This is a genomic window from Acinetobacter sp. YH12046 (assembly GCF_013419905.1).
Lineage (GTDB): Bacteria > Pseudomonadota > Gammaproteobacteria > Pseudomonadales > Moraxellaceae > Acinetobacter.
Window position 1 is genome coordinate 1 of sequence record NZ_VOZF01000029.1, and the last position, 13,134, is coordinate 13,134.

Annotated in this window: 13 protein-coding genes and 1 riboswitch; of the genes, 7 read left to right on the forward strand and 6 right to left on the reverse strand. The window is 41.0% G+C overall.

Features of this window, described 5'->3' with window-relative positions:
• Positions 1 to 233 precede the first annotated feature (233 nt).
• From FTU03_RS13210 to FTU03_RS13235, 6 genes are all read right to left on the reverse strand, one after another.
• Positions 234 to 812, reverse strand: a complete 579-nt coding sequence (locus FTU03_RS13210) for a lytic transglycosylase domain-containing protein (protein WP_166138226.1) — start codon at positions 810 to 812, stop codon at positions 234 to 236.
• A 213-nt stretch (positions 813 to 1,025) separates the two neighbouring features.
• Positions 1,026 to 1,514, reverse strand: a complete 489-nt coding sequence (locus FTU03_RS13215) for a GNAT family N-acetyltransferase (protein ID WP_179993240.1) — start codon at positions 1,512 to 1,514, stop codon at positions 1,026 to 1,028.
• Positions 1,515 to 1,620: 106 nt separating this feature from the next.
• The gene (locus FTU03_RS13220) at positions 1,621 to 2,820 is read right to left on the reverse strand and encodes an acyl-CoA dehydrogenase family protein (RefSeq protein ID WP_125278651.1); all 1,200 of its coding nucleotides are present in this window, start codon (positions 2,818 to 2,820) and stop codon (positions 1,621 to 1,623) included.
• 23 nt (positions 2,821 to 2,843) lie between these two features.
• On the reverse strand, positions 2,844 to 4,130 hold the full coding sequence (locus tag FTU03_RS13225) for an acyl-CoA dehydrogenase family protein (protein WP_179993242.1): 1,287 nt from the start codon (positions 4,128 to 4,130) through the stop codon (positions 2,844 to 2,846).
• 252 nt (positions 4,131 to 4,382) lie between these two features.
• Positions 4,383 to 5,756, reverse strand: coding sequence for an AarF/ABC1/UbiB kinase family protein (locus FTU03_RS13230; RefSeq protein ID WP_005235905.1), 1,374 nt, complete (start codon positions 5,754 to 5,756; stop codon positions 4,383 to 4,385).
• A 156-nt stretch (positions 5,757 to 5,912) separates the two neighbouring features.
• Positions 5,913 to 6,221 (reverse strand): hypothetical protein, encoded by a 309-nt coding sequence (locus FTU03_RS13235; RefSeq protein ID WP_004785493.1) that lies wholly within the window; start codon positions 6,219 to 6,221, stop codon positions 5,913 to 5,915.
• 201 nt (positions 6,222 to 6,422) lie between these two features.
• Between FTU03_RS13235 and FTU03_RS13240 the strand changes: the two genes are divergently transcribed.
• The 7 genes from FTU03_RS13240 (at position 6,423) to FTU03_RS13270 (ending at position 13,032) form a co-directional block, all read left to right on the forward strand.
• Positions 6,423 to 6,809, forward strand: a complete 387-nt coding sequence (locus FTU03_RS13240) for a lysozyme inhibitor LprI family protein (protein WP_179993239.1) — start codon at positions 6,423 to 6,425, stop codon at positions 6,807 to 6,809.
• A gap of 197 nt (positions 6,810 to 7,006) precedes the next feature.
• Entirely contained in the window at positions 7,007 to 8,017 is a 1,011-nt protein-coding gene (gene prmB / locus FTU03_RS13245; RefSeq protein WP_179993238.1) for a 50S ribosomal protein L3 N(5)-glutamine methyltransferase, read from the forward strand.
• A 12-nt stretch (positions 8,018 to 8,029) separates the two neighbouring features.
• On the forward strand, positions 8,030 to 9,124 hold the full coding sequence (gene aroC / locus FTU03_RS13250) for a chorismate synthase (protein WP_179993237.1): 1,095 nt from the start codon (positions 8,030 to 8,032) through the stop codon (positions 9,122 to 9,124).
• A gap of 64 nt (positions 9,125 to 9,188) precedes the next feature.
• Positions 9,189 to 9,719, forward strand: a complete 531-nt coding sequence (locus FTU03_RS13255; protein WP_179993236.1) for a GNAT family N-acetyltransferase — start codon at positions 9,189 to 9,191, stop codon at positions 9,717 to 9,719.
• A gap of 52 nt (positions 9,720 to 9,771) precedes the next feature.
• Complete coding sequence (locus FTU03_RS13260; RefSeq protein WP_257218452.1) at positions 9,772 to 10,176, forward strand: Imm44 family immunity protein; 405 nt, start codon at positions 9,772 to 9,774, stop codon at positions 10,174 to 10,176.
• A gap of 189 nt (positions 10,177 to 10,365) precedes the next feature.
• Positions 10,366 to 11,274, forward strand: a complete 909-nt coding sequence (locus FTU03_RS13265; protein WP_179993235.1) for an AEC family transporter — start codon at positions 10,366 to 10,368, stop codon at positions 11,272 to 11,274.
• Positions 11,275 to 11,565: 291 nt separating this feature from the next.
• Positions 11,566 to 11,653: riboswitch (glycine riboswitch) on the forward strand.
• Positions 11,654 to 11,787: 134 nt separating this feature from the next.
• The gene (locus FTU03_RS13270) at positions 11,788 to 13,032 is read left to right on the forward strand and encodes a D-amino acid dehydrogenase (protein WP_179993234.1); all 1,245 of its coding nucleotides are present in this window, start codon (positions 11,788 to 11,790) and stop codon (positions 13,030 to 13,032) included.
• Positions 13,033 to 13,134 lie beyond the last annotated feature (102 nt).

Here is a 13,134-nt window from a genome sequence, read left to right on the forward strand (position 1 = left end):
TCCCTTCCCGAACTCAGAAGTGAAACCTCTTAGCGCTGATGGTAGTGTGGGGTCTCCCATGTGAGAGTAAGTCATCGCCAGCTCATTATTCCAAAAGCCCTCTGCTCACGCAGGGGGCTTTTTTTATAGAAAAAATAAAGATGAAATAGAAAAAGGCTTAAATAAATTTAAGCCTTTTTATTTATGGATTAATATTTCTGGAATGCATTTAATTAATCATTAGTACGTTCTAATTACATCGATTTTTTAAGTTGCTTCTGGTGCGTTAAAACTTCTTTTGCATATTTTTTGCCTTGTTTACGCATTTTCCGATCTTTCTCATAGGCAGTAGGGCCTACATTATAATAGCCCAGCGCTTTTTCTAGGCTGCCACTAGATTCCTGATAACGTGACAGAATATAACTCCCACATCCAATATTTATTGCTTCATTAAATAAATCAGGTCCACATGTAGATTGCCAATAACGCGGAACAATTTGCATAAGACCCACAGCACCTGCAGGTGAAGCGACCTGACTGCGATAGGTAGATTCCTGTCGAATCACGGCTGCTACTAGCAAGGGATCTAGACTATGTCTTTCGGCATTTTGAATAATTAAAGGTGAAACGCGAGTAGCAGTTATCGCAGGCACAGCATATGCAGTCTGAATTCCTTGAGACAGTTTAGCAGAGCGTTTTTCTAAGGAATTACCCCCTAGTGAGGAGCAAGCACTTATTAATATTGTACTTAAACCAAGTATCCCAATTTTTAAAGTAGTAGGATTTAAGACCTTTAATAATGAATAGTTTTTGCCAGAAAATTTGCCCAACAACTTTCAGCTTCCCTGTATTTTTAAAATTAGATTGATCTTAGGAAGATGTATGAAAATCGTCAAGAAATTAGATGATTTGTTTACAAAGACAAATTAGATTTTATTGAATAATGAATTTTTTATGAAGAATTGTTTAAAGAAAAGCCAATTAACAGTCGAATTTGTATCTCAGGCTTTTCTTTAAAGTGTATGTGTTTAGATGCACAAGAAAGCTTAGTCTAAAGTTTTTAGCATCCAGATTTCACAAGCTGCACTATGACCTGTATTGCCTTCGGGATGATCGAGATGTTCAAAACCTAATTTTTCGTAAAGCTTCACTGCCTGCCAAAGACTTGCAGTAGTCTCAAGATAGATTCGTTTAAAGTTCTGCTCATGAGCAAAGTCAAAGGTCAGATTTAAAATCTTTTTTGCAAATCCATAACGACGAATAATGGGTAAGAAATACATTTTCTGTATTTCTAGAATACTCTGATCACCCTGTAATGGCGAAATACCTCCGCCACCAAAGACTTGATCCTGCTCATCGATAATGACCCAATAAGCTGCATTTGGCTGCTGATATACTTCATACAGGTTATCCAGGATTGAATCACCGACAGCAAAACCGGATTCTGCTGCAAGTCCGAATTCTACGGAAACTTCACGAATAATCTTGGCAATTTGAGCATTATCTTGAGGTTGTAAAGGACGAATAGAATACATAGGTCATGACATGAAAAAGGATGGAAATTTTATAGTTCGAAAACCATAAAAAATCCATTCTTTTTGATGATTCGTTCTTTAATAAAGAAGTATTTCCAGTTTTTGATTATTTTAATTCACTTGAAGATTTACCTAGTTCACGTCGAGCAATAATGAGTTGCTGAATCTGTTGAGTTCCTTCAAAAATATCCAGAATCTTGGAGTCACGTGCCCATTTTTCTAAAAGTTCTGCCTCGTTATAGCCTATAGATGCTGCTAATTCGACACATTTCAAAGTGATTTCATTCGCGATACGACCCGCCTTGGCTTTAGCAATAGAAGCTTCACGGGAATTAGGCTTACGATTATCCGCCATCCACGCAGCTTTTAACATTAATAAACGGGCAGATTCCCATTCGGCTTCCATACGATAAATCTGCGCTGCAATATTCGATGTTTGTAAGTAAGGTGTATGGTACTCAGAATCTAGCTGATCCTTAAAAATTTCCTTGGTTCTCTCTAAAGAAGCTTTAGAGCAACCAATTGCCATCGCTGCAACGAGTGGGCGGGTATTATCAAAAGTTTCCATGACCCCAGCAAAACCCTTGGCCACATCAATTTCAGCATGTCCAAGCAAATTAGCAGCAGGTATACGACAATCAATAAAACTAATTGCAGCCGTATCCGAGGCTTTAATGCCTAGCTTATGTTCCAGACGCTCGATTTTCATGCCGGGTGTGCCTTTGGGTACGACAAAGGATTTAATTGCAGCACGGCCAAGTTTTTTATCTAAAGTCGCCCAGACGACAACCGCATCTGCACGTTCGCCAGAGGTGACAAAGATTTTTTCACCATTGAGGATATAGTCATCACCATCTTTAATGGCAGTGGTACGAATGGCAGCTGAATCCGAACCACAGCCTGGTTCAGTAATCGCCATCGCTGCCCATATACCATGAAAGCGTTGCAACTGTTCGTCATTAGCAACGGCAGCAATGGCTGAATTTCCTAACCCTTGACGCGGCATGGATAAAAGCAGTCCGGTATCACCATAACACATTTCGACAATACTAAGTGCTGTCGACATATTGACGCCATTTTTATTGCTTTCATCGCTATCACCGCGTTTATTGACCGCAGCTCCTGCATTCATGCCTTCGCTGCCTTGGTTCATACCATCGACGACAGAGGCAAGCATATCCAACTCTTTCGGATAAGCATGTTCAGCTTTGTCATACTTGCGTGAAATAGGGCGGAGTACATTCAGGGCAACTTCATGTGCCTGATCAATCAGCAATTTGAATTTTTTAGGATTTTGCAAGTTCATTTATTTTTTTCCTTATTCTTTGCTCAGGCATGAAGGCCAGAATGTACGATTGCTGTTGCTCTTAAGTCCCGATACCAGCGTTCTACCGGATGTTCTTTGGTGAAGCCATGTCCGCCGAGAATCTGTACGCCATCTGTGCCAATTTTCATGGATTTTTCTGCACAGAGCAGACGGGCCAGATAAGCTTCTCGATGAAAGTCTTGACCAGATTCTGCAAGACTGGCGGCATTCAGGATCAGCATTTGCATGGCATCAATTTCAATCGCCATATTTGCAATCATAAAAGCTACACTTTGCCGATGGGAAATTGGTTCACTAAAGGCTGTCCGTTCATTGGCATATTGCACACAGTATTTTTTAACCGCTTCACAGATACCGACCGCCATGGCACACCACATTAAATTGCCTAGATCAAGAAAAGCGGTGTAATCAAAATCGTCATCTCCCAAGCGTTGTGCCGGTGTGTTATTAAATTTGAGATTCACAGTTTGAGTGGCTTTCAAGCCCATAGCCGGAGATTTTTGTGCAGTAATGGTATTATTGCGTTGCACAATAAATACTTCGGTTTTGCCATTCAGATCTGCACTGACCAGATAGATATCAGCAGTTTCTCCGAGCATCACCAAGGTTTTTTCACCATTAATTAAATAGTGATCTCCATTCGACGTTGCTTGAGTTTTTAACTGATAAGGATTAAAGGCAGCTGTTGCTTCTTGTACTGCGAAGGTAGCTTTAAGATGAGGATCATCGGCAAATGCAGTCAAATACTCAGCCTGAACCTGTTCTGAACCCCAACGGGTAATCGCATTAATCACACTAAAAGTAGAAAGCAGACCAGCGGTCAGACTGAAATCACCTTGAGCCAACTGTTGAGCCATCAGGACATTACTGACGATATTCTGTTCTACAGCTACGCCACCTAGAGTTTCAGGCAGCGCATAAAAATTAAGACCCAGATCAGTTGAATATTGCCAGAGTTCCTTTGGGAAGATTTCATGATGATCTGCATCATGTGCCAAAGGATAAAGGACTTCGCTGGCAAACTGTTGCATTGCCTCGCAGGTCATTTGCTGTTCTTCAGTCAGATTCAGATCAAACAGGGATTTGGACTGATGTGGCAAACGTTGTCTTTGAATTTTCTGACCAGATTTCAGGATTTTCTGAGTCTGGCTGAGTGTTTTAAAACCTGCTTTAGAGCTTTGATAAAGAGATTTTTCTAAAAATTTACGCAGCTTTAATTGGTCGAGTAAATCACTTCCAGCCACTTTGGTCAGGATGGACAAGCCAAATCCTTGTGCTTTGTTCACCATATTGTTCATTCTAATTATCCTACGGGGTGTTATCTTATTTGCCTGATGTTGACATGCAGTTCTAGAAAAAACCATGTCATCAATGACATGAATCATTGTCAATTTATAATTAAAATAAAGAGGGGATTTGAAGAATTAAAATATTGAAACTAAATAGAAAAATAAAATAAGAAAAATTAGGTTTTTATCAAAAATTGACCCGAATGACAAAATCATCCGGGTCTTATATAAGGCTAATAATAACTTAGTCGTTTAGAGATGACGTTTAATCATTGCGCGTACATTAGTTTTCGCATCAATCACCGTCATGAAGGTATAAGCGCCAATGAACTTACGGCTGATAAACATAAATTCTTTAGGCGGTACACTGAAATAACGTGAAGCCATGGATTTAGAAGCTTGCTGCATTACCCGGCTATGAAGCTGGCTTTTTTTCCAGTTATAGCGGTCATGTTCATCCATCACACCTGGAGGCAGGTCTTTATTGTTCATTGGCGAGCTGAAGGCTTCTGTGGCTAACAGGAAGACTTTCGCCATATCCGGTTTGATGCTAGGCGGAATAGAATCAAAGAATTCATAACCGGTCATGGCTTTCACCATCATGTCTGAATCATGATGATAACCGGCCTGGATCAGGTTACGCGCTACATTGAGTAGATGCTGGTCAAATTGACGGATTGCACCGAAGTCGAGAAGCACAATCTTGTCCTGAATATTTTCGCCATCACCTAGACGTACCAGATAATTGCCGAAATTCGGGTCAGTCTGCATCTCCCCCCATTCAAAAATCTCACGTACTGCGATTTCAAGGGAAGCCTCACCCAGTTTATTACGACGTTCCTGTGGTAGAGACAACATTACTGGACTATTGATGGGTACACCACGTTCAAAGGTCATACACAGAACACGGTCAGTACAATAGTTATCGATGATGGTCGGTACGATATATCGTGGATCATTTTGCAGACGTTTACAGAAACGACGGGTCGTATCCGCCTCAATTTTATAATTGACCTCACGATGCATCATCTCACGAACTTCATCGAACCATTGATCAAATTCACGGGTTTGCGGCACCATACGGGTCAATTTGAGCATGTTCTTAAACAGGCTCATATCAGAATCAATAGCCTCAGCTACACCCGGGTACTGGATTTTAAGCACCAGTTCCATGCCATCTGACTTGCGTACAGCACGGTGAACCTGAGCCAAAGAGGCGGTACCTAGGGGCTCATGATCAACCGTCAGATCATCTAGCTTGGAACCTAATTGCTGTTGTAATTGGGCTTTGATCGCCGGCCACGCCAAAGCAACTGTTTTATTATTTAACGTATTTAAGGCTTGAGTGACCTCTTCTGGCAGAAAATGTTCGCCATACAGGGCCATCATCTGGCCAATTTTGACAATTGAACCTTTAAGCTTGCCAATTTCTGCAACCAGATAATCGGCCTGTTCTTTCATGGCTTTTTTGCGTCTTCTTTCTTTTTCTTCTTCACTCGAGAACATAGAACCCGCACTGGATGCTGCCCAGCGCGTACCTGCCAGCAAAGATGCCTTTGCGATCGATAAGCGTCGATCCATTGAGGAAGTTTTCAATTGTTTAAGCTTATCGTTCTGATCTGACATGTAAACTCAATCCTTTTATCAGCATAAAGCGGAATAAATCATTGTAGTGGATATTACCGTGTCTGCACGTATTAAAAAAGTTTAAGCCGCTGAATTCACGGTGAAAATCTCGGCAAGAGCATATCGCTTGCCGTTTTGACCAGTGTAGGGTGAATATTATGACATTTGAAATTGAATTTTTAATTCAGATCGTTGTTGTAACTGTTGTTTATTTGTTTGAATATGTTGATGAATTAGGTTCTGGACTGTTTCATGCATAAAACCCAGCGCATAACCCTTCACAATAATGATGCTTGGCAAACTGAAAAACAGGTACTTGGCATCTTCCAAAGTCGCGCTACTAAATACGCCTTGCTGCATTAATGTGGTTTGTAAAAATACCTTTTCCTGCTGCACCTGACTGGATAACTGGTCATTCCAGTAGTTCTGGCGCATGGCCATAAGATTGTTGTGCTTATAGCTCATAAGATCTGGGCTCGTTTGGACATCATTGCCGAATTATATGCGGCCATAAAATCAAGTTTCAACCAAAGAACTGTGACATCTTTTTAAGCGAGAAAAATATAGGATTTTATCAAGGACTCAGTTAGTATCAGGCAATAATTTAAACAAGATTCATTATTCAATATTGATTGGAAACAAGCCAGTTTTGGTGAAGGGGATACTATGCGTTTTGCATGTTTATTAATGGTAGGTTGTTTGGGGACGATGGCATTACAGGTTCAGGCGGCTACAGGTTATTCTCAGGAATATACCCAGTGCATGAACTTTAGTTATGGCAATACAGCTAAACTGCAGAAATGTGTGAAAAAAGAATTAAAAGCACAGAATAAACGTCTAAAGAAAAACTATAAGACTTATCTGAAATTGAATGCGGGTTATCGTAATAATATTCGTGATCAGCATACAGTGTGGGAACGCAAACTGTCACAGCAATGCAAGCTGACTATGAATACCCAATATGCCCAGATTAAACAGGGTCAATGTGCGCTGGAGATGGTAAAAGATCAGGCGAATTTGTATCAATTGCGTTCTTATCGTGCCGGTGCTTAAACTGATTTTAAGTTAATAAATCCTTCCGGAAATACCGATAAATCTTAAAAAGTAGGATTCTAATCTGCCTGAAATTCAGAAGATCTGTCATTGATAAACCATGGAGAATTCGGGTTTTTCATGGTTTTGGCATTATAAAAGACCTCAAAACAAGGTATCATAAGGCGTTTTAAAAAATGACCTTGGAGACGCCTTAAGTGGATCGACCGACTATTAGCCCTGAACATTTGCAGGAAGCCGCTGAAAATTTAACTACCATTCGTGATTTTATTCGTTTTGGGGTTACAGCATTACGTCAATACGATGCGCACTTAGGTCAAGGTACAGAAGATTATTTTGCTGAAAGTTCAGCGCTGGTTCTACAAACCTTGTCACTGGACTGGAATGCAGATCCTGAAATTCTGGACTCTAAATTATTGCCAAGCGAAGTGGCTGAGTTCTTGAGCTTGCTAGAACGCCGCATTAATGAACGTGTTCCAACCTCTTATTTATTGAATCTAGCCTATTTCTTCGGCAAGCCATTCTATGTTGATGAACGTGTATTAATTCCTCGTTCGCCAATCGTTGAGCTGATTGAAAACCGTTTTGCTCCTTATTTCCTGGGCGAACATGGTCAAATGGGTGAAGCGGTTAATAACTTGCCGGAAAACCCGAATCCGAAGACACCACAACGCATTCTAGATATGTGTACCGGTTCCGGCTGTATCGCAATTGCCTTGGCTTATGCTTTCCCTGAAGCGGAAGTAGATGCCACCGATATTTCCAAAGAAGCATTGGAAGTTGCACAAATTAATACTGAGCATCATGACAAGCAATATCAGATCGCATTGCTTGAATCGGATTTGTTCGAAAAAATTCCAGCCGAAAATCAGTACGATTTAATCGTATCTAATCCGCCGTATGTCGATGCGGAAGATATGGCTGATTTGCCTGAGGAATTCCATCATGAGCCTGAGCTTGCGCTTGCTGCTGGTCAAGACGGTCTGGATCTAGTTCGCAAGATGCTGGCTCAAGCAGCTGATTATCTGACTGAAGATGGTTTGATCGTGATTGAAGTGGGTAATTCTGAATGGGCGATGAAGCAAAACTTCAATACCGTTGATTTCCACTGGTTGCAGTTCCAACGTGGTGGTTCAGGTATCTTTGCACTGACTGCAGCCCAATGCCGTCAATATCGTGATTTATTCATTCAATCTGTTAATTCATAAGGAGTCGTTGACATGGCAGGTAATAGTATAGGGCAACTCTTCCGTGTAACGACTTGTGGTGAATCTCATGGTGTTGGCTTAATGGCCATTATTGATGGGGTTCCACCAGGGATTGAACTGTCTGAAGCGGATTTGCAAAAGGATCTGGACCGTCGTAAGCCGGGTACTTCAAAATTTGCAACACAGCGTAAAGAGCCAGATGAAGTTGAAATTATTTCAGGTGTGTTTGAGGGTAAAACTACCGGTACTTCAATTGGTCTTTTAATCCGCAATACGGACCAGAAATCGAAAGATTATGGCAATATCGCGCAAACTTTCCGCCCGGGTCATGCAGACTATACCTATACCCAGAAGTATGGTTTTCGTGACTATCGCGGTGGTGGCCGTTCGAGTGCGCGTGAAACTGCGATGCGTGTAGCAGCAGGTGCGATTGCCAAGAAATTCCTGTTTGAGAAATTTGGTATTGAAATCCGTGGTCATGTGACCCAAATCGGTACTGAAAAAGCAGAAAAACTGGACTGGAACGAAGTGCCAAATAACCCGTTCTTCTGTGGTGATGTTGATGCGGTGCCGCGCTTTGAAGCACTGGTCACGTCTTTGCGTGAACAAGGTACTAGTTGTGGCGCTAAACTCGAGATCATTGCGTCTAAAGTACCCGTGGGTTGGGGCGAGCCAGTATTTGATCGTCTGGATGCTGACATCGCGCATGCCATGATGTCGATTAATGCTGTTAAAGGTGTCGAAATCGGTGATGGTTTTGGTGTGACTGAGCAGTTCGGTCATGAAACCCGTGATGAACTCACAACAGATGGCTTCCTGGCGAACCATGCTGGCGGTATCTTGGGTGGTATTTCTAGCGGTCAGGATATTCGTGTTTCGATTGCGTTGAAACCAACGGCTTCCATCACAACTCCGGGTAAAACCATTACCATTAATCGTGAAGATACGGATGTCCTGACCAAAGGCCGTCATGATCCTTGCGTGGGTGTACGTGCAACCCCAATTGCTGAAGCGATGCTAGCAATTGTTTTGATGGATCACTTCATGCGCCATCGTGCACAAAATGCCGATGTCGTTGCGCCGTTTGAGCCAATTGAACCTAAATAATTTGCTTTATAGAAGCAAATGAAATTAAAGTCAGGCTTCGGTCTGGCTTTTTTATATTTATAAAATGAAAAATAACAATATTCGTTTAGCCCAAGCTACGGACATTCAAAGCATTGTTAAGTTGATCAATACAGCTTATCGATCTAATTTGGGCTGGACGCATGAACATGACATTTTTTTAGGTGATCGAATTAATGAGGCTCAGTTAAGTGAACTTTTAGCACGGCCTGATTTCGAACTTTATGTCTTGGAAAATAATGATCAACTGGTGGGTTGTATTGGTCTGACACACTTGCCAGATTGTTTTGAAATCGGCAGTTTTGCTATTGACCCAGTCCGGCAAAATTCAGGTTATGGCCGAATATTGTTAGATTTCGCTGAGCAATACTCTAGAGAAAAAATACCTTTCAAAAAACTTAGAATGTCTGTTCTTAATGTTCGCATTGAATTAATCGCGTATTATGAGCGTCGTGGTTATCACCAAACCGGCAAAACAGAGAGTTATCCACTGGATGCAGATGTTGGACAGCCTTTAGTAGATTTAAATCTGGTGATTTTAGAAAAGAGTCTCGAAAAGATTGATGAAGTTATTTGAATCTATGTTTGATTCTAAGTGTGTTTAATAAGAATAATGACAGGATATATGAATGGAAGTATGGTTAAGTGCTGAATTAAGTAGGGAAGTGTTAACAGAAGATCATCTTGATCTCGAAAATAAAGCACGTAACGCAGTAGAAAATGCCTTAAATGCTCAACTACAAAATAAGTCGTATGATATTCCGATAGATAAATGGAAGTGCATTGAAATTATAATGGGAAATGATAGTTTTGATGAACGTATTTTTTATTCATTTAAACGTAGAAATATGGATTTCCGTTTAAGGATTGATCCAACAACTTTTAAGGCAACAGATGATTTAGGCCGTGAGAGACTCATTTTTAGGATGCTCTTAAGAAGCCTGGATTTGTTAAAAGTTAAGTTTGAAAAAGTCCGTCCGAAGCTTGATGCAAAGGTTTATGAGGAGCTTGAAAGACTAAAAATGATGCACTAAATGTTGCAAAAGATGAAAGTTGGATTTAAAGCGTATTTTAATTAAAGCCAGCGAGAGTGTTTTTTATTTATTATCCATTGAATTTTCCACTATTTTTATCTTGAAACGAGCCGGTTGTTGTATCCTTGCTCATTGACAGGCAATTGAATTGGATGCGATTGCCGCAAAACCCATATCATGAGTTGTTCAATGTTTCAGACTATCTTCACTGTACTGTTTCCGCTTATTGGCCTGATTACTTTGGGCTATGTATTAAAACAAAGGAAATGGCTGGAAGATAGTTTCTGGCGTGGGGCAGAAAAACTTAATTATTTTGTCCTGTTTCCAGTCATGCTATTTTTAAATCTGGCCGTAGCCAAGATTGAAATGGCAGTCATTAAAGATGTGGTTCTGGTGGTCTTTAGCCTTATGGCAGTGGTCAGTATTGCTCTATATGTGATGCGCAAGATTTATCAGATTGGCTATGCACGTTTTGGGGTCTATGTGCAGGCACTCCTGCGTTTTAATACCTATATCGGACTTGCAGCAGTGAATGCTTTATTTCATCAGCAGGGCATGACCATTTTCGCCGTAGTGATGGTGTTATGTATTCCACTGGTCAATATCTTATCTGTACTGGCATTTACCCGTAGTTCAGATATGCAGATCTTCAAAATCCTGATTGATCTGTTAAAGAACCCTTTAATTCTAGGTTCTCTTGTTGGAGGCCTATTTAATCTTTCAGGCTTATCACTCTGGGCTGGGTTTGAATTATTCTTAAAACAGATTGCCTTATGCAGTTTGCCGCTTGGCTTGATGTGTGTGGGGGCTGCCTTACAGTTCCAAGGCTTCCAGCGAGATATCTTCCCATTAGGTCTGGCGACTTTTGGACGTTTATTAGGAATGCCACTTGCTGCTTTCTTTGTCTGCCAATTATTTGATATTGATCCTTTAACCACCCAGGTACTGGTGTTGTTTTTTGCTTTACCTACTGCTTCAGCTTCCTATGTACTGACGCGTGTCTATGGCGGAGATAGCCAGTTCATGGCCAGTATTATCAGTATGCAAACGGTAGTCGCGGCTGGATCTCTCATGTTGATTCTTTCCTGGTTAATTTAATTTTAGGATCTGAAAGTCGGCCATATATTAAAGTCTAATATTAAATCAATCCTATAAATAGCCTAAGCAATTATTAACATTATTGCTTTTCTTAAATGCCTTGCATTGCAGCATGACGTAGGAAAATGAGGCAAAAAACCAAATTAAAATCTTAAAATTCGTTTGAAATAGATAGTGTTATTTCTTCTAAATTTATTGAAAGTATCGTTACCACTTAAATCACGTGAATTAACATAAATAAAAAACTGTAGTCTCCGATAAGATGGTATATAAATTGCTCAGGATAATAAAAATATTATTGCAGGAGAGAAATGCTACTGCATTCGCCGAAGGAGCAAGGTCCCAGGAAACTCTCAGGCAAAAGGACTGCAATAATATATTAAACTCTGGAGAGAAGTGTTGAATCACTCACCGAAGGGGGAAGGTTGCTGCATACAGCTATGATGCAGTCACCGAAGCTCTCAGGTACACATGACAGATGGGAAAGACATCACATATTGAGGAGAGGTGTCTATGCGTCATGTTATTGTGGTGGGGGCAGGCATTACCGGTGTAACAACAGCTTATGAGCTCGCCTTACTCGGTTATCAGGTCACGGTGGTTGACCGTCATCTTTATCCCGCGATGGAAACATCCTTTGCTAATGGCGGGCAACTTTCTGCCTGTAATGCAGAAGTCTGGAATCAAAAAGCCACTGTGTTGAAAGGCATCAAATGGATGTCACAAAAAACCGCACCGCTATTGCTTAATCCTTCTTTTAGTCTGCATAAATATAGCTGGCTGATGGAATTTCTAGGTCATATTAAAAACTATGAAACCAATACCCGGGAAACGGTAAAAATCGCATTACTGGCCAGAAAACGTCTGTTTGAAATTGCCGAAATTGAGCAGATTGATTTTGATCTGGAAAAGCGCGGAATTCTACATTTCTACCATAATAAAGCTGATTATGATGTCGCAATTAAGGTCAATGATCTGTTGTGTAGTGGTGGTCTGGAACGTAATGCCATCAGCAATGAAGAAATCAAGCAGATTGAACCTGCATTAACTGGAGATTATTATGCCGGGTTTTATTGCCAGAGTGATGCGACTGGAGATATTCATAAATTCAGTACTGGACTGGCAAATGCCTGTATGAAAAAAGGGGTGAACTTCGAATTTGGTCAGGATGTATTTGCGGTCGATCACCAAGCACAGCATATTACGGTTAAATGCAGACCAAGCCCTGAAAATGTGCATGCCAATGCTGAAGATGTGCTCGAGATTCAGGCGGATGCCATTGTGGTATGTGCAGGCGTAAGCAGTTATCAGTTGGCAGATCTGTTGGGTGAGCGAGTGAATGTCTATCCGGTAAAAGGCTATTCAATTACCGTACAGCTGAATGATGAGCAAAGTCAGCAAAATGCTCCTTGGGTCAGTCTGCTAGATGAGAGCGCCAAGATCGTCTTGTCACGTTTAGGTAAAGACCGCTTACGTGTTGCAGGAACCGCGGAATTTAATGGTTATAATCGGGATATTCGTGTTGACCGAATTCAGCCTTTAATTGACTGGACACAACGCAATTTCGATCTATGTACTGAACATGTGGTGCCGTGGGCAGGTCTGCGTCCCATGATGCCGAACATGATGCCAGTGGTGCGCCGTGGTAGACAGGAACGTGTCTTTTACAACACCGGTCATGGACATTTAGGCTGGACATTATCAGCGGCAACCGCAGCTATGATTAGCCAAGAAATAGCTCAGCATTACCCGGCCTAAGTAAATAGCCCGCTTACGGGCTATTTTTAAAGATCAAAAAATAATTATTTATTCATTAAGCTTCTTCTACCTGAGAAAGAAGGTTAGGATAAAGGGAATCTT